General features: G+C 64.4%; 13 protein-coding genes and 1 pseudogene. 5 read left to right on the top strand and 9 right to left on the bottom strand.

Annotated elements, in window-relative coordinates; translation table 11 throughout:
- Nucleotides 1-479 precede the first annotated feature (479 nt).
- The 5 genes from ACT535_RS00410 to ACT535_RS00390 all read left to right on the top strand — a co-directional run bounded on the left by ACT535_RS00410 (nt 480) and on the right by ACT535_RS00390 (nt 7,275).
- Nucleotides 480-1,826, top strand: a complete 1,347-nt coding sequence (locus tag ACT535_RS00410) for an MFS transporter (protein ID WP_168456661.1) — start codon at nt 480-482, stop codon at nt 1,824-1,826.
- A gap of 91 nt (nt 1,827-1,917) precedes the next feature.
- Nucleotides 1,918-3,393 carry a cryptochrome/photolyase family protein gene (locus tag ACT535_RS00405; RefSeq protein WP_476362968.1) on the top strand — a complete coding sequence of 492 codons (1,476 nt, stop codon included), beginning with the start codon at nt 1,918-1,920 and terminating at the stop codon, nt 3,391-3,393.
- 124 nt (nt 3,394-3,517) lie between these two features.
- A complete protein-coding gene (locus ACT535_RS00400) occupies nt 3,518-4,546 on the top strand; it encodes a cysteine synthase A (RefSeq protein ID WP_476362967.1) in 1,029 nt (342 codons plus the stop codon).
- Between the two features lie 66 nt (nt 4,547-4,612).
- On the top strand, nt 4,613-5,485 hold the full coding sequence (sseA, locus tag ACT535_RS00395; protein ID WP_476362966.1) for a 3-mercaptopyruvate sulfurtransferase: 873 nt from the start codon (nt 4,613-4,615) through the stop codon (nt 5,483-5,485).
- A 590-nt stretch (nt 5,486-6,075) separates the two neighbouring features.
- Nucleotides 6,076-7,275, top strand: a complete 1,200-nt coding sequence (locus ACT535_RS00390) for a glycosyltransferase (protein ID WP_476362965.1) — start codon at nt 6,076-6,078, stop codon at nt 7,273-7,275.
- A gap of 74 nt (nt 7,276-7,349) precedes the next feature.
- Here the strand turns inward: ACT535_RS00390 and ACT535_RS00385 are convergent, their stop codons facing one another.
- From ACT535_RS00385 to ACT535_RS00345, 9 genes and pseudogenes are all read right to left on the bottom strand, one after another.
- Nucleotides 7,350-8,144 carry an FkbM family methyltransferase gene (locus tag ACT535_RS00385; protein WP_476362964.1) on the bottom strand — a complete coding sequence of 265 codons (795 nt, stop codon included), beginning with the start codon at nt 8,142-8,144 and terminating at the stop codon, nt 7,350-7,352.
- A 1-nt stretch (nt 8,145) separates the two neighbouring features.
- A pseudogene (locus ACT535_RS00380) lies at nt 8,146-9,344 on the bottom strand (IS3 family transposase).
- Nucleotides 9,345-9,454: 110 nt separating this feature from the next.
- Nucleotides 9,455-10,450: a UDP-glucose 4-epimerase GalE gene (galE, locus tag ACT535_RS00375; RefSeq protein WP_168456655.1), complete on the bottom strand. Its 996-nt coding sequence runs from the start codon at nt 10,448-10,450 to the stop codon at nt 9,455-9,457.
- Between the two features lie 45 nt (nt 10,451-10,495).
- Nucleotides 10,496-11,419, bottom strand: coding sequence for a glycosyltransferase family 2 protein (locus tag ACT535_RS00370; protein ID WP_476362963.1), 924 nt, complete (start codon nt 11,417-11,419; stop codon nt 10,496-10,498).
- A 117-nt stretch (nt 11,420-11,536) separates the two neighbouring features.
- Complete coding sequence (locus ACT535_RS00365; RefSeq protein WP_210254264.1) at nt 11,537-12,127, bottom strand: putative colanic acid biosynthesis acetyltransferase; 591 nt, start codon at nt 12,125-12,127, stop codon at nt 11,537-11,539.
- A gap of 40 nt (nt 12,128-12,167) precedes the next feature.
- A complete protein-coding gene (gene rfaD, locus ACT535_RS00360) occupies nt 12,168-13,157 on the bottom strand; it encodes an ADP-glyceromanno-heptose 6-epimerase (protein WP_168456653.1) in 990 nt (329 codons plus the stop codon).
- A 12-nt stretch (nt 13,158-13,169) separates the two neighbouring features.
- The gene (locus tag ACT535_RS00355) at nt 13,170-14,327 is read right to left on the bottom strand and encodes a glycosyltransferase (RefSeq protein ID WP_476362962.1); all 1,158 of its coding nucleotides are present in this window, start codon (nt 14,325-14,327) and stop codon (nt 13,170-13,172) included.
- 190 nt (nt 14,328-14,517) lie between these two features.
- Nucleotides 14,518-15,798, bottom strand: a complete 1,281-nt coding sequence (locus tag ACT535_RS00350; protein WP_476362961.1) for a lipopolysaccharide biosynthesis protein — start codon at nt 15,796-15,798, stop codon at nt 14,518-14,520.
- 72 nt (nt 15,799-15,870) lie between these two features.
- Nucleotides 15,871-16,863, bottom strand: a complete 993-nt coding sequence (locus ACT535_RS00345; RefSeq protein WP_476362960.1) for a glycosyltransferase family 9 protein — start codon at nt 16,861-16,863, stop codon at nt 15,871-15,873.
- Between the last annotated feature and the right edge of the window lie 119 nt (nt 16,864-16,982).

Below are 16,982 nucleotides of genomic sequence, written 5' to 3'. Positions count from 1 at the left end.
ACCGATACGTACCCGTGGGATGCCGGCTGCCGAGGACCGAACGCTAGTGCGAGTCTGGCCCGCCGGTCAAACCCCTCTTCGCCATCATTTGGGGGCCTACGCCCCACTTCCTACTACATATGGTGCCTGCCCGCAGGTTATCAAATTCCTAATGGGCCTTGCGCCGGCTCGATTTTCACCAGTCCGTGACCGCGCGAGCCACAAGGGGTGGACGCGGCGAGTCATCACCGTCATCCACAGTTTGCGGCGCCCGGTGGATGACGTCGCCGGCACCGCCGCCATGCGTTACCCGCAGGACACCGTCGCGCCGGCTCAGGACTCAAGCACTGGCGTCGCTGCGCGCAATAATCTATCTGGACCGCTAAAGAGGCTGCGCGCCGGTCTTCTCTGCCCCTTGCCGTCGCGACAGAAAATTGCCGGACCCTTCAGCCGTCGCCAACGGCTCCGGCCAGCACGGGGCGCAGTTGGAAAGTACCGGCATGTCCACGACCTTCGCCGCCGATGCGGCGCCCGCCGTCAATCCCCGCTCGCGTGTCATCCTCGCGAGCCTGGTCGGCACCACAATCGAATTTTATGACTTCTACGTCTATGCCACCGCGGCGGTACTGGTGTTCCCGCACCTGTTCTTCCCGGCCGGCAACGATACGACAGCGCTCCTCGCCTCGTTCGCCATCTTCGGCGCGGCCATGGTGGCGCGGCCCCTCGGCGCCATCTTCTTCGGCCACCTCGGCGACAAGAAGGGCCGCAAGATCACGCTGGTGGGCGCGCTGCTCACCATGGGCATCGCCACCTTCCTCATCGGGCTCCTGCCCACCTTCCAGACCGCCGGCTGGTTCGCGCCCCTGCTGCTTGTGATCCTGCGCCTCGCCCAGGGCTTTGCGCTCGGCGGCGAGTGGAGCGGCGCGGCGCTGGTCGCCACCGAGAACGCCCCGGCCGGCAAGCGCGCCGTCTACGGCACCTTCCCGCAGCTCGGCGCGCCCATCGGCTTCATCATCGCCAACGGCCTGTTCCTCGCCATCGCGGCGCTGATGCCCTCGAGCGATCCGTCCCGCCCGTCCGACGCCTTCCTCTCGTGGGGCTGGCGCCTGCCGTTCCTGTTCTCGGCGGTGATGGTGATCGTCGGCCTGTGGGTGCGCATCTCGCTGGTGGAGAGCCCGGCATTCGCCAAGGCGCTCGAGCATGGCCGCATCCAGAAGCTGCCGCTGGCCGCGGCGTTCAAGACGCACTGGCGCGAGCTGATCCTCGGCACCTTCTACATGCTCGCGACCTACGTCCTGTTCTACCTGATGACCACCTTCTCGCTCAGCTACGGCCGCGCCCCGACCACGGCGGCGGTGCCGGGGCTCGGCTACGACTACCGCACCTTCGTGCTGATGATGATCGGCGGCGTGGTGTTCTTCGGCATCTTCACCCTGGTGTCCGGCCCCTGGGCCGACCGCTGGGGCCGCCGCCGCACGCTGATCGGCATCACCGCCGCCATCGTGCTGTTCGGCCTTTTGTGGGTGCCGATCCTCTCCGCCGGTCCGGTGGGCGTGATGGCCTGGCTCATCATCGGCTTCACGCTGATGGGCCTCACCTTCGGCCCCATGGGCGCGCTGCTGCCGGAGCTGTTCCCCGCCAACGTGCGCTACACGGGGTCGGGCATCTCCTACAACGTCTCATCCATCCTCGGCGCGGCGGTGGCCCCGTTCATCGCGGTGGCGCTGTGGAGCTATGGCGGCGGCAGCCCGTTCTGGGTGGGCGTCTATCTCTCCGTCATGGCGCTGCTCACGCTCACGGCCCTGCTGATCGGCAAGGAAACCCGCGACGTGAACATGGACCACTGACGACAGGGCTCCATGCCGATGACTCACCACTTGCGCCGGACGGGAAAAGGGAGTGAACCTCCCGTGTCCCGTCCGCGTAGGAAGGTGCGTCATGACAGCCGCTCCATCCCTCCTGTGGTTCCGCGACGATCTGCGCCTCGCCGATAATCCGGCGCTGAACGCCCTCGCCGAAATCGGCGCCCCCATCGCCGCGCTCTATGTCCTCGATGAGGACAGCCCCCACATCCGCCCCCTCGGCGGCGCCGCTCGCTGGTGGCTCGCCCAATCCCTGCGCGCGCTCGGGGCGGAGCTTTCCCACCACGGTATCCCGCTGATCCTGCGGCAGGGGCCGGCCACCCGCATCGTGCCGGAAATCGCCTCCGCGCTGGGCGCGGCCACGGTCGCTTTCAACGACCGGGCGGGCGAAGCCGAAGGCAAGCTGGACCGGGCCATCACAACCCGTCTCGCCTCGGAAGAGAGGCGTGTGCTGCGCTTCTGCGCCCACCTGCTGCATCCACCCGGCAGCGTGCTGGGCGGCTCGGGGCGCATGCCGCGCACCTTCTCCTCGTTCCATCGCGCCGCTTTGCGTGAGCGCGACCTCTCACCGCCCCTCCCCTCACCGAAGCGCCTCAAGGGCGTGGCACGCGCACCGGACGGCGACACGCTGGAGAGCTTCGCGCTGGAGCCGGAAAAGCCGGACTGGTCCGGCGGGCTCCGCGCGGCATGGAGCGTGGGCGAGGCGGCGGCGCGGGAGCGGCTTTCCGCCTTCATCACCCACGGCCTCAAGGGCTACGCCACCGGCCGGGACCGGCCCGACCTTGAACACGTCTCTCGCCTCTCGCCGCACCTGCGCTTCGGCGAGATTTCCCCGCGGCAGATCCTCTTCGCCGTCCGCCACGCGGTGGATGCGGGCGAGGTGCCGGGGAGCGATGCCGCGAAGTTCGAGGCGGAACTCTACTGGCGGGAGTTCTCCTACCACCTCCTCGCCGAGGAGCCGGACATCGCCCGGCGCAACATCCAGCCAAGCTTCGATGCCTTCCCCTGGCGCGAATGCTCCGGCGAGCTGAAGGCGTGGCGCCGCGGCCTCACCGGCTATCCGCTGGTGGACGCCGGCATGCGGCAGCTCTGGCAGACCGGCTGGATGCACAACCGGGTGCGGATGGTGGTGGCCTCCTTCCTCGCCAAGCACCTGCTCATTGATTGGCGCGCGGGCGAGGACTGGTTCTGGGACACGCTGGTGGATGCCGATGCCGCCAACAACGCCGCCTCCTGGCAATGGGTGGCGGGCTCCGGCCTTGACGCGGCGCCCTATTTCCGCATCTTCAACCCGGTGGCACAGGGCGAGAAGTTCGACCCCGTCGGCGCCTATGTGCGCACCTATGTTCCCGAACTGAAGCGCCTGCCGGCAAAGCTCATCCACCAGCCGTGGACCGCACCGCAGGACACCCTCGCCGCAGCCGGCATCAGGCTGGGCCAAACTTATCCCAAGCCCCTCGTCGACCATGCCGCCGCCCGCGACCGCGCTTTGCGGGCCTTCGAGCATCTGCGGCACGCAGCTCCCTCAGAAGCCCGCGCGGCGGCCCGCTGACGCCTCTTCCCGGCGCGATCCCGCGCGTTTGCGCCGGCCTTGCAACGCCGCTATTGAGGGGAGACGCGCGCCGAGGCAGCATAGGGCCCATTAAATTTCACATTGCGATGAAGGCATTTATTCCATGATCCGTAACGGCCTTGTGGACTCCATCGGAAACACACCCCTTATCCGTCTGAAGCGGGCCTCCGAGGAGACCGGCTGCGAGATTCTCGGCAAGGCGGAATTTCTCAATCCCGGCCAGTCGGTCAAGGACCGCGCGGCGCTCGGCATCATCCAGGACGCGGTGGCGCGGGGCGAGCTGAAGCCCGGCGGCGTTATCGTGGAAGGCACGGCCGGCAACACCGGCATCGGCCTCGCGCTGGTCGCCGCGCCGCTGGGTTTCCGCACTGTGATCGTGATCCCTGAGACCCAGTCCCAGGAGAAGAAGGACATGCTGCGGCTCGCCGGCGCCACGCTGGTGGAAGTCCCGGCCGTGGCCTACGCCAACCCCAACAATTACGTGAAGGTCTCCGGCCGCCTTGCCGAGGCGCTGGCCAAGACAGAGCCGAACGGCGCCATCTGGGCCAACCAGTTCGACAACGTGGCCAACCGACAGGCCCATATCGACACCACCGGCCCAGAAATCTGGGAGCAGACGCAGGGCCAGGTGGACGGCTTCATCTGCGCCGTCGGCACCGGCGGCACGCTCGCCGGCATCGGCATCGCCCTGAAAGAGCGCAACAAGGACATCAAGATCGGCCTCGCCGATCCCATGGGCGCCGCGCTCTATTCCTATTACACCACCGGCGAATTGAAGGCCGAGGGCTCCTCCATCACCGAGGGCATCGGGCAGGGGCGCATCACCGCCAACCTCGTGGATGCGCCGGTGGATGCCGCCTTCCAGATCCCCGACGAGGAGGCGCTGCCCGTCGTGTTCGACCTGCTGGAGCATGAGGGCCTGTGCCTGGGCGGCTCATCGGGCGTGAACGTCGCCGGGGCGATCCGCCTCGCGAAGCAGCTTGGGCCGGGCCACACCATCGTGACCATCCTCTGCGACTATGGCACCCGCTACCAGTCGAAGCTGTTCAACCCCGAATTCCTGCGCTCCAAGAACCTGCCGGTGCCAGCGTGGCTGGAGCGCAAGGCCGAGGTGCCGAACGTCCTCGTCTGACGGCTTGACGCGGGGCGCGTTCCGGCCGAGGAAACCGCGCCCCGCCCGAATGCGCGCGAGATCGTCATGAGCACTGCGTCCGAGACTACCCTGCCGGTGGATACCTCCGAGAGCCCGTTCGTCTCCACCGAATGGCTCGCGGCCAATCTCGGCGCGCCGGACCTCGTGGTTGTGGATGCCTCATGGCATATGCCCGCCGCGGGCCGCAGCGGCGCGAAGGAATATCTCGCCGAGCACATTCCCGGCGCGGTGCATTTCGACATCGACACCATCGCCGATCACTCCACCTCCCTGCCGCACATGCTGCCGGACGCACACAGCTTTGCGGTGGCCGTGGGCGCGCAGGGCATCGGGGACGGGCTGCGCATCGTCGTCTATGATTCCGTCGGCCTGTTCTCCGCGCCGCGCGTGTGGTGGACCTTCCGCGCGTTCGGTGGGAGCGACGTGAAGCTGCTGGATGGCGGACTGCCCAAGTGGAAGGCCGAAAACCGCCCGCTGGAAGATGGCCCGGTGCGTCGCCTGCCGGCGAGCTTCACCCCGCGCTTCGACCATTCCCTCGTCGCCGACATCGAGCGGGTGGATCAGGCGCTCAAGACCGGCTCCGCGCAGGTGCTGGACGCTCGCCAGGACGCTCGCTTCCGCGGCGAAGCGCCGGAGCCCCGCGAGGGCCTGCCTTCCGGCCACATGCCGGGCAGCCTAAACCTGCCCCACGGCAAGCTGGTGAAGGACGGCCGCCTCCTGCCGCCCGCCGAGTTGCGCAAGGCCATCGACGGCTCGGGCCTAGATCTCGCCCGCCCCGTCATCACCTCGTGCGGCTCGGGCGTTTCGGCCGCGATCCTCTGGGTGGCGCTGGAGATGATCGGCAAGCAGCCCCTCGCCCTTTACGACGGCTCCTGGACCGAATGGGGCGCGAGCGGCAAGGAGATCGCGGTCGGCTGAGGGCGCCGCGTCCACCAATGAGCGGGCGAACCGGTTGCTCTGTCTCGCAGTTGTCGCCGACTAGCCGAGCATGTCTTCGCGCGCGATAACGAGGCGATGCCCCAAAGAGCTTCGTCTCGACCTGCAGACGAGCGGCTCATCTACGGATCTAGCCGCCTCTGACAATAGACGGTTCTTGCGAAAGAATGCGCGGCTCCTGAAGCATCCCGCAGGCGCGGCGAGGAGCCTGAAAGCCCTTTAGGCCGCGACCGACCGCTGCGATACAGCTGGTTGGGAAGCTCCGACCCTGCAACTCGATTCTATGCCGTTTGGGCGTGCGCCACGGAGACTGCGGCCGATAGGTTAGCTGGTCCCCTGCCCCTCAGCATACCCCAAATAGGTGATAGACAGCCTCGGCACAACCCAGCAAACTGCACCTAAGCCATGGAGACAATGATCTATCGCGGGGTACCTAGGCGCCGGGAGGCAACTGGATCGCCTTACAAAGCCAAATAGAGCCGCAGAGTCATACCTCTGGCAAGAGAGCCGTTCAATAGCAGCACGCCCCGGTCCGCAGTTGAACGAAACGACCATCGTCAGGCGGTGCCTGCATGCGAATACTTCATGTTATTTCGTCGGTTTCCGCTTTGGGCGGCGGGCCGGCAGAAGGCGTTTTCCAGCAAGCAGCATTTGGCCGCCTCGATGGCCATTCCACCCACATCGCGTGTTTGGATGCACCGGATTCGGTGGCGGTGGCCGCATGCCCCGTCCCCACTTTCGCGTTAGGCAAGGCATCCCCGGCCGACCGGAGGCCGTGGTGGAACCATTATGGCTATGAATCCGCGATAGTGCCGTGGCTCCGCAAGAACGCATCGAACTATGATGTCGTTGTCGTCGACGGCCTTTGGAATTACGCGACCATGGCCGCTCGGCGAGCACTCGTCGGTACCGGCGTGCCCTATGTTGTATTCCCCCACGGCATGCTGGATCCATGGTTCCGCAAGACTTATCCGGCAAAAGGCTGGCTGAAGCAGGTATTCTGGTTGTTCAATGAGGGGCCATTGCTCAATAGCGCTTCGGCGGTTTTTTTCACGACCACTTGCGAGCAAGAGACCTCGCGCGGCATCTTCTGGCCCTACCGCGTCCGGGAATGCGTCGTAGGGTTCGGGACAGCGGACATTTTCGGAGACCCTGCCACTCAGGAAGCAGCCTTTCGGCGTGCAGTACCTGCCCTGGACCGCAGGCCGTATCTTCTTTTCCTCGGCCGCATTCATGAAAAGAAGGGCTGCGACCTCCTGATCGAGGCCTTCGCCACCACTGCAACCGCGCGATCCGACCTGGATCTTGTGATCGCAGGCCCCGACCAGACGAACTGGCGTCCCGCATTGGAGCGGCGCGCCGCGGCGCGCGGGATCGCCGATCGCATCCATTGGACGGGCATGGTATCCGGCGACATCAAATGGGGCGCGTTCAGGGGGTGCGAGGCGTTCGTCCTCCCCTCGCACCAGGAGAATTTCGGCATCGCGGTGGCGGAAGCCCTCGCCGCAGGGCGTCCCGTGCTCATTAGCGACAAAGTCCAAATCTGGACCGAGGTCAGGGAGGCCGGGGCCGGGATCATCGAAAATGATGATCTGGAGGGGACCATCCGGCTATTGAAAACCTTCTTGGCGCTGTCCCCCACGGCCCGCGAAGACATGGGTTACGCTGCGCGGGACGCCTTCCTCCGCCATTTCGAGATGTCCCGGGTAATCCGCAGGATCAACCGAGAGCTGGAGCGCGCCATCGCCGGGCAGGTGCCGAGGCGTGTGTAGCTGGCGGACAGAAGGATCGACGCGACTGTGTCACCGACTGCTGTAGTCCACGATGCAACCTGCAGACTGTCCACCTACTGGCGAATGAACTCGGCGGTGGACGCATTTCCATAGTGAGAGCCGCGCGTTACCCGATCAAGCTTGAATCCGGACCGATCGAGCTTCTTCCATACGGTGGCCTGCCCCGCGGCGCTATGACACTCGACACCGATCTTCCGCGCCCGCCGCAGAATGTCCTCGGGCGTGCCGTCGAACAACTGAACCTCGGCGCCTTCAATGTCAGACTTCAGATAGTCGACTTCATCGATTTCGTATTTCTTCAAGATGTCTGCAATGCCCATCGACGGAACCTCGATGTCGTCACCATCGCCACGCTCCGCGGACACCTTTCGGGAGTGGCTTTCGATCGCTTGGTCAGACGACATGAAGAGCGTGTCGGCCTTATCGGAGATGGCCACCATCTCGCAGTTGACAAACCCTTGAAGGTTGTTGAGTTCGACCGTCTTTACCAATTTCACAAAGGTGGAGGGAAAGGGCTCAACGGCGACCACGCGGCATACCGGCGCCGATGCCAGAGCGAACAGCGAGAAGGCCCCAATATTGGCGCCGAGGTCGAGCACCACGCGGCTATCGCGGGGAATGCTATACTCGCCGGCACACCACACAGCCCAGAGAGTTGTCAAATCAGCAAAATCATAGAGCGTCAGCAAGCGCCCAGCTTTGTCCGCCACTTGGATCGGGTATTGGTTCTGCTTCAGACCAATGAACGACAAGACGACATTTGGCGCATCGTTAACGTTCCTGAAGCAGGTCGCAACTTCACCGATACGGTCAAAGCTCCTAAATCCGCGAAGAATGCGGTTCAACATATCATCCCCTTCCGACGTTCGGTTCTGCAAGGCAACCTGATGCGCTTCCACGTTTCCGGCGGCTGACCTGAGCCCTTTTTCCCGAGGGTTGATTTTTGGCCTCAAGCGGCCTGGATTTCCAGTGGGATTTTTGCGGCGAACCCGGCGGGGGATCGATTGCCGAGGGCGGAATGGGGGCGGTTCAGGTTGTAGTCCTCCTTCCATGAGGCGATTGCGGAACGGGCCTGGCCCAGGCTCGAGAAGAGGGTCTCATTCAGGCATTCATCCCGGAACCGGCCGTTGAAGCTCTCGACGAAGCCGTTCTGCATCGGCTTGCCGGGAGCAATGTAGTGCCATTCGACGCCGCTCCCTGGCACCATTTGAGAATGGCCATCGAGGTGAGCTCCGTGCCGTTGTCGGAAACGATGGCCGCAGGCCTGCCCCGGATGGCGAGCAGCGCGTCGAGCTCGCGCGTCACCCGAAGACCCGAGAGCGAGGTTTCGGCGACCAGCGCCAGGCACTCCCGGCTGAAGTCGTCGACCACGGCCAGCACACGGAAACGCCGACCGTCCGTGAAGGCGTCCGACACGAAGTCGAGGCTCCAGCGGACGTTGATCCGATCCGGCACCAGTATCGGACGCCGAGTGCCGAGCGCGCGCTTGCGTCCTCCGCGCCGGCGCACCTGGAGCTGTTCTTCCCGGTAGAGCCGGCGCAGCTTCTTCTGGTTCCTGACGATGCCCTGGCGCCTCAGCATGATGTGGGTACGCCGGTAGCCGAAGCGGCGGCGCTCGCCGGCCACGGCCCGCATGGCTTCCCGCAGGCTGGCGTCATCGGGACGTACACTGCGGTAGCACACGCTGACGCGATCAACGCCCAGCGCCTGACACGCCCGACGCTAGCTCACCCCGTGCCTGGCACAGGCATGAGCCACGGCTTTGCGCCTTGCATCGGGCGTCACCATTTTTTTGCGCCGACATCCTTCAGGATGGCGTTGTCGAGCATCTGCTCAGCCAGCAGCTTCTTCAGCCGAGCGTTCTCTTCCTCAAGCGCCTTCAGCCGCCGGGCATCGGACACATCCATGCCGCCGTACTTGGCCTTGAACTTGTAGAAGGTCGCCGAGGAGATGCCGTGCTTGCGGCAGACGTCAGCGGTCTTCGCGCCCGCCTCCTGCACCTTCAGCATCCCGATGATCTGTTCCTCTGTGAACCGTGAGGCTCGCATCGTCCGTCTCCATGATCGACGGACTCTACCTAAATCTGGAGGAGGATCAGGGGCTCAGGTCAGTCAGGTCACGGCTATTGAAGGCGGCTCGTCCAGCCGCTCGGCCATTCCTAATTCGTCTGTGCGTTCCTCCTGGCCAGCCGCTGTTCCCAGCCAAGGGCGTGGCGCACGATGGTTTCCAGATCGTCAAGCTGCGGCGTCCAGCCAAGGTGGGCGCGGATGCGGTCCGCCGCACCAACGAGGCAAGCAGGGTCGCCGGGTCGGCGACCCGACAGCTTCACCGGGAAGTCGACCCCTGACACGCGCTTGACCACCTCCACGACTTCCCTGACCGAGAAGCCGCGCCCGTAGCCGCAGTTGAGCGTCAGGTTCGCCCCACCCGACCGCAGATGGTCCAATGCCGCCACATGGGCGCTGGCGAGGTCGGTGACATGCACGTAATCGCGTATGCAGGAGCCGTCCCGCGTGGGATAATCCGTGCCGAAGATTTCAACGCCCGGTCTCACCCCTGAAGCGGCCTCGCTCGCGACCTTGACAAGATGGGTCGCAACGCGCCGCGTCTCTCCCGAGCGGCCCGCGGGATCGGCCCCGGCTACGTTAAAATACCGCAGCACCACATAGGCCAGCCCATGGGCACGCGCGACATCGGCTAGCATCCATTCGCTCATCAGCTTGGACCGCCCATAAGGGTTGATCGGGGCAGTAGGCTGATCCTCCGGGATGATCTCGACTTTCGCTTCGCCATAGACCGCAGCGGTAGAGGAAAAAATGAGGCGTGTGACGCCGTGGGCAAGCGCAGTTTCCAGTAGAGCACGCGTCTTCACGGTGTTCCCCAGGTAATAACGCAGGGGATCGCCTACGGATTCCTGGACCAGAATGCGTGCAGCGAAGTGGATGATCTCGGTGATGCCGTGTTCGACAATCAATCGACTTACAAGAACCTGGTCGGAGACGTCGCCGATCACGAGCTGTGCGGCTCCGGGCACGGCCCAGTCGAAGCCTGAAGACAGGTCGTCCAGTACGACCACAGCTTCACCGCGATCACACAGCGCAAGAGCGGTGTGGCTTCCAATGTATCCCGCTCCACCAGTTACGAGAACTGCCACGCTATATCCTTTCGCTGGTGATGATGGCGCTCCGCCCTTTATGCCTCAACCGGCGCTGCGCAGGCGGTGGCCGGTGAGCTTCTCTAGCCTCTCGAGACGTTCGTCGTCGCCGGCGCAGGTGGCGAGCTCGCGCTCGTATTCGACGACCTTGGCCCCGACCAGGAAGCGATACCATCCACCTTGCAGGAAGTGATAGATCAGGCCCGGCTGCCCATCCATGAATCCCAGTTTGAATACATAACGATACACAAAAAATCCTGTTGGACCGGCCCAGAGCGGGAGCTTGTTATAAACCTTCTCCTTGACCCATCTTTTGACCGAAGCCTGGAAGGACACTGCCTCGCTCGGAAGCTCCTCGTCCATTGGGAATAGGTTATATTTCCGATTTAGAATATCGATGGCTTCGCGGGTCGCATATTTGTTGTGTTTATCGGTGAAGAACGTGAGATCATTGATATTGTGGTCCGAGAATCCGCCGTCAAAAGTCACGGTCCGGCCACCCCATGTAATCATGTGCTCATCCATCCACCGGCTCTCGATCCGCCCGTGGCCGTGTCGCCAAATCCGTAGCAGGATAAGAGGGTAGCGGCCGCCGTGACGAATCCAGCGGTCCATGAAGATGTGTTTGCGCTTAAGATTGATACCGACCACGTCAGCACCGATCGTAGGCAGCTTAGCTTCAAGCTCCGCAACAAGGTCTGGCTCGATCACCTCGTCTGCATCGAGACGCATCACCCAGGCGCCGGTGATCGGCGCATTCTGGAGCCCCCACTCGAACTGCTTAGCATAGTTGACGAACTTGTTCTTGAGAACCACCGCACCAGCTGCCTCCGCGAGCTCGACGGTGCGATCGGTAGAGAAACTGTCGATGACGAAGACCTCCTTAGCGATACTGCGAATGGCGGCCAATCCGCGGGCGATATGCTTCTCTTCGTTGTGCGTAAGGATGACCACCGAAAGATCAAGCACCGCTCCCCCCCCTCTCGGACAGAATTTCCTGAAACTCTTTGGCAAACCATGGCTGCAACGCTCATGAGGCAATGGCGACATTCGCGTCCAGGTGACGTTCCCTGAGTGACGTTGCGCCTAGTCGGAACAATCGGGAAAGCGGACCCGCCGGAGCTTGATCGCCTTGGCCGGATTGCCCGCATATACCGTCCAGGGATCGAGATCCTTGAATGCACAACCGCGAGCGCCGAGAACGGCTCCGCGCCCCACTGTCACGCCCGGCCCCACGAACGCCTGAGCCGCGATCCAAGCACGCGCGCCGACGACGATCGGAGCCGCCTTCAGTTGGAAATTCACATCCTCGATATCGTGCGTTCCGGCGCAGAGTTCGGAGCCCTGCGAGACGATCGAATAGGGCTCGAGTGTGATGCGAGCCATTGAATACACATTCACACCCGGCCCGATACATGCGAAGTCGCCGACCTCAAGCTTGTCGGGCGACCAGATGCGCGCACTGGGGTAGACATGCGCGCCAGTTCCGACCTTCGCTCCGAACACGCGCAGGATCAGGCTCCGCCATCCATGCCACATCGGGAGGGTCCAGCGTGCCAGAAGCAGCCAAGCTAGCTGGAACGCCACGCGATAAAGGCGGTGGGTCAAAGGAAAGCTTGCGCCGCCTCGCCACGGGTCCGTCTTGCTCGCGTCGAGAATATCAGTATCGCCCATCATTCCCTCGCCTAAGAGCCGGCCGATGCGACATGAGACCTGATCACCGGAATTGATCGGCGGAGGAGAGATAGTCTTTGACGTAGCGGGTCAGCCCCTCTTCCAGCCCCGTGGTAGGCCGATTATAGCCGGCCGCCGCGAGCTTATCGAGCGACGCGCAGGTATAATACTGGTACTTGCCCTTGAGGCTCTGCGGAAGATCGATGAACTCGACCCGTTCCTCCGCGCCCATGGCCGAAAACACGATCTTGGCCTTGTCGAGGAACGAGCGGGCCGATCCCGACCCGACATTGTAGAGGCCCGATTTGACCCCTTCGGTCTTCAGCGCCCAGAGCGCGACGTCGACGCAGTCGTCGACCCACACGAAGTCGCGCAATTGCTCGCCGTCAGCATAGTCGGGATTGTCGGAGCGGAACAGGCGGACGAACCCCTTGTCGCGGATCTGCTCGAACAGCTGGACCGCAACCGAGCGCTGGCCGCCCTTGTGGTACTCGTTCGGCCCATAGACGTTGAAGAACTTGAGCCCGGCCCACAGGGGGGGCGTCGGCGCCCCGCGCTTCACCCGGTCAACCACGAAGCGATCGAAGACGTTCTTGCTCCAGCCGTAGGGATTGAGCGGCCTCAGGTCGGAGAGATAGGCGTCGTCGTCGCGGTCGAGAAAGCCCTGGTCGCCATCGCCGTAGGTGGCCGCCGATGAGGCATAGACCAGCGGGATCCGGTTGGCCGTCGCGAACGTCCACAGGTCGATGGACAGGCGCACGTTGTTGTGGACGATCAGGTCAACGTCCGTCTCGGTGGTCGTGGAGATGGCGCCCATGTGGACGATGCCGGCGATCTTGGAGGCGTTGGCCTTCAGGAACGCATCGCATGCCTCCGGACGCACCAGATCCAGAAGCCGGCGCTTGGCGATGTTGCGCCATTTGACGTCGTTCGTGCCGAGGGTATCGACGATCACGATTTCCTCGCCTGCGGCATCGAGCGCCGCCGCGATGTTCGAGCCGATGAAGCCCGCCCCGCCTGTGATCACATACATGGGTATCGCATCCTAAATTCGGCCGGCCATGGCGTCACGGCACGCGTCGTTGAGATCCTCGGCGGCGCGGCTCACCTCGAACGAGGACAGGAATATCGCGCGCGCCCGTTCACCGATCACCTTACGTTCGTCAGGGCTGAGAGCGGCAAAGCGGCGCAGCAGGCGGACAACGCCCGACTGGTCGTCCTCATCCGCAAAGCCGCCGCCGGCCACCACCTCACGCCATATGTTGACCTTGTTGGTGATGAAGACCGGCTTGGCGCAGGCCATCGCCTCGGCCACCACTATCCCGAAGTTCTCCTGATGCGAAGGCAGAACGAAGGCCTCGCACCCGTGGAAGCCGCCCCACTTGGCATCGCCCCGCAGCATGCCCGGCCAGTGGATGCGGTCGGCGATGCCGAGCCGGTCGGCCTGGGCCTTCAGCTCGGCAAAATAATCGTCCGCGACCGGGCCAGCCATGACCAAATCGACATCCACACCGTCGCGCACGATTTCGGCGAAGGCATCGATGAGGAGATCGCAGCCCTTCTTGGGATGGATGCGGCTGAGATAGAGCAGATAGGGGCGCCGGAGATTGGGCACCAGCACGCGAAACGCCTCGGTCTGCCCGGGGCGCAGCGGGCCGGGATCGGAGGTGCCGTAGGCTACGACCCGCTCCTTCGCCCGATAGGGCGTGAAGGACTGACGGGCGAGAATCCGCTCCTCCTCGCTGGTGAAGAGCACGGCCCGCGCATTGTTGACGAGCGGCCCTTCGTTGAACCACCAGAGCGCCTGCTTCATCGCGCCCTTGAGGGGGAAGTTCCGCTTGAACCAGGGATCCAGCATGCCGTGGCTCATCACGATATAGGGCACGCCCCCGCCCACGAGCGCGGCTCGGGCCCCCATGGTCGAGAAGTTCCAGAGACCGTGGACCGTCACAACGTCATAATCGCGCGCATGCGCCTTGAGCCAGGGAATGAAGGCCGGGCAATAGCCGTAGCGATGCCAGGGACGTTTCGCATCAGTGGTATCCATCGGCTCGCCGCACGCAAAGACCTTCAGCGGAAAGTCCTTCACCCAGGGCGCATCCGGCGGATCGAGGGACACCACATGCTCCTCGACGCCCGCGGATGCGTGGAACGGCGCCTGCTGACGAATGCCCTCGATGGGGCCGCCGTGACGTGGGTCCACGCCGGCAATGACCCTTAGGCGCAACCGCATTGCAACCCCGAAGATTGAAACATGCAATGAATTCCCCTGCACTTTGGCGCGCCAAAGAGGATATCAGCCATCGCAAAGTAGATTTGCGACACCATACGTTCAACCGGCCCCATTGTGGAGCTTGTGGCAACGTCGCATGCCGTTGTCGCCTCGAGCCGGCTCATCGCCCGAACCCTAGTACGAGCACGGACATGCCGCCATGGAGCAGCAGCAGCGCCGCCGCGATGCCGGTGGCTCCCGCGGACAGCGCCCAACCATAGGCGAGCACCGCGCACACGGCGGTCAGCCCCACAAACAGATAGGACAGGCGCACGTGTCGGTTGATGGCCGCGATGGGTGTGAACAGGCATCCCCACCACATCTCCGCCGCCACCGCAGCGTTGAGCAGGGCAAAGAAGGGATAGACCACGGCCACATGGCCATGCGTCCACAATTCCATCACGTAGGGGCCGAGCGCCCACAGGCCAAGGCAATAGGCCAGGATGCCCGCGATGCCGATCGCCACATGGATGCGCTTCAGCCTCGCGAAGGCGCTGGTGTTGCCCTGCCCATGCAGCCGCGAATATTCGGGCGCAAAGGAGTAATTGACGAGATTGGCAGCGGACGTCCCCATGCGCGCCAGGGTCCGGGAAGTGGAGAACAGTACGGTTTCCTGCGCGGTCGCGACCGCGCCCAAAAGCACGATGGGCCCCTGGATCGCCAGAGCCTGCGCGAGCCCGAGCAGCATGTAGCTGAAAGAGGGATTGGCCATGCGGCGGATCTCGGCGAGACGGGCGGCCTTGAGCCCGAGCGGAATGTCCGGCGCCGTGCTCCGCAGCCAGATCCACAGGGCGAGCGTGCAGGCAACTCGCATCACCAGCACGGCAAGCGCCGCCAGCTCGACCCGCGTGGTGAGGAGTGCAACGCCCACCGTGGCGACGCCCTCCAGCAGGCGCGAGGTGGCGCCCCACGTCACCTCGGCCGCCGGCCGGCCGGCGGCGCGCACCCCGGCGCACAGGAGCAGCAGGAACTGGTTCACCACCACGCTGCCCACAAGGAAAAGAATGGTGAGCTTGGCAGCGGTCTCGGTCAACGGACCAAGAGCGAACGCCTGCGTCAGCGTGACGGCCTCGATGCCGAGGCCGCAGGCGGCGATGATAACCGCCGCAGCCACCAGCAGCAGGGCGAAGACGCTGTGATAGACCCGCAAGACCCCGGCGTGATCGGAGGAGGCAGCGTGCATCACCATGCTGTTCTTCGCCACAAGGGTGAAGCCGAAGTCGCTCAGGGTGAGATAGCTTGGCACCGCATAGAGCACGAGCCACCCGCCGTAGCGATCCGCCCCCCAGGCGGAGAGCAGGAACGGCACCTGCAGCAATTGCACCGCGACGATGACGATCTGGTTATAGATCTGCGCGGTGAAGGTGAAGCCCACCCTGCGGAAGGCGAGAAGGCGGCTCATGTCAGCATGCACCTTCGCTGCCGGTCGGCGGTTGCAGGATGATCGTCCCGGTCACGGCGCGCGATCCTTCCGTCAGCCGAGCAGTTCGGAAACAGCGGACACGACCTGCTCCACGGCGATGGCGCGGACGCCGCGCATGTCATGCAATGTGCGGTTATTCCCCACATAGGGATGCCACTTTCGCGGCCGGTTGAAGTCTCCGAACAGGCTCACGCACGGCACACGCACTGCCGAGGCGAGGTGCAGCGGGCCCGAATCATGCCCGATGAAAACCCGCGAACCTTGGATGGCCGCCGCCGATTCCCGCGGTGAGAGCGTGCCGCATTGGTCGGACACTGGACCAGGCCACGCATCGCGCACCGCTGTCACCCGCTCTGCATCCTCGCGCGCCCCGACCACGAGCAGGCCATGGTCCGGACGGCTCCTGCCGATCGCCGCCAGAAGGGCGCGCCAGTTATCGATGCCCCAGTCCTTCTGCGCCGCTTTGCCGCCCATGTTGATTGCGATCACCGGAGCGCCGCCGAGCCCGGTCACGGCCTGACGGCCGGCCGCAATCTCCCCAGCGTCGAGCGAGAGATCCCAATTGGCCTGATCGTGCAGGTCGATGGGGCCGAGGCAGCTGAGCGCACGCGCCAGACGTTCGCATTCCGGCTCCTCCTCGCCCGAGCCGGGCGCGATGCGGCAGGTGTCGAGATCCCGCGTCCACGGCACGCCGAGCAGGTTGCTGAAGCCGCAAAGCTTGAAATAGGCGACGTCCCGATACACCCCGGCAAGACCGCGGGAGGGCATCAGATAGACCATGGTGTCCGTTTCAAGCGCCGTCAGCCGGCGCCGCAGATCCCATAGCGCGGCGGGGCTGCGCGTGCCGACGGGATAGGAAATCGCCCCGTGAACCAGCGACGTGCCGAGCACCGTGATCAACGGCGCCGCCTTTGAAGAGATGGGGATGTTGGTGAGCACGATGCGCTGGTGGTCCGGATAAAGTTCCGCGATGCGCCGGAAGAACGGCACGGCGATGATGGTGTCGCCCAGGCTACCCAGGCGATAGATGAGAAGACGTTTCATCTGAAAAGGGTCCAGGCGGGGCAGAGCGCGTCCAAAGCCAGCGTCCAAAAGGCCCCAGGGCGCAAGGGACGAGGGTGGGCGGGACGCAGGGTGGACGGGATCGGGACGGGGCGGCGGTG

The organism is Xanthobacter sp. DMC12 (assembly GCF_056314105.1).
This window is presented reverse-complemented; position numbering and strand designations above follow the sequence as displayed.

What these genes read in the sequence shown, in the direction of transcription:
- ACT535_RS00410 (WP_168456661.1), top strand. Translation starts at nt 480, where the DNA reads ATGTCCACGACCTTCGCCGCCGATGCGGCGCCCGCCGTCAATCCCCGC.
- ACT535_RS00405 (WP_476362968.1), top strand. Translation starts at nt 1,918, where the DNA reads ATGACAGCCGCTCCATCCCTCCTGTGGTTCCGCGACGATCTGCGCCTC.
- ACT535_RS00400 (WP_476362967.1), top strand. Translation starts at nt 3,518, where the DNA reads ATGATCCGTAACGGCCTTGTGGACTCCATCGGAAACACACCCCTTATC.
- sseA (WP_476362966.1), top strand. Translation starts at nt 4,613, where the DNA reads ATGAGCACTGCGTCCGAGACTACCCTGCCGGTGGATACCTCCGAGAGC.
- ACT535_RS00390 (WP_476362965.1), top strand. Translation starts at nt 6,076, where the DNA reads ATGCGAATACTTCATGTTATTTCGTCGGTTTCCGCTTTGGGCGGCGGG.
- ACT535_RS00385 (WP_476362964.1), bottom strand. Translation starts at nt 8,144, where the DNA reads ATGTTGAACCGCATTCTTCGCGGATTTAGGAGCTTTGACCGTATCGGT.
- ACT535_RS00365 (WP_210254264.1), bottom strand. Translation starts at nt 12,127, where the DNA reads ATGATGGGCGATACTGATATTCTCGACGCGAGCAAGACGGACCCGTGG.
- rfaD (WP_168456653.1), bottom strand. Translation starts at nt 13,157, where the DNA reads ATGTATGTGATCACAGGCGGGGCGGGCTTCATCGGCTCGAACATCGCG.
- ACT535_RS00350 (WP_476362961.1), bottom strand. Translation starts at nt 15,798, where the DNA reads ATGAGCCGCCTTCTCGCCTTCCGCAGGGTGGGCTTCACCTTCACCGCG.
- ACT535_RS00345 (WP_476362960.1), bottom strand. Translation starts at nt 16,863, where the DNA reads ATGAAACGTCTTCTCATCTATCGCCTGGGTAGCCTGGGCGACACCATC.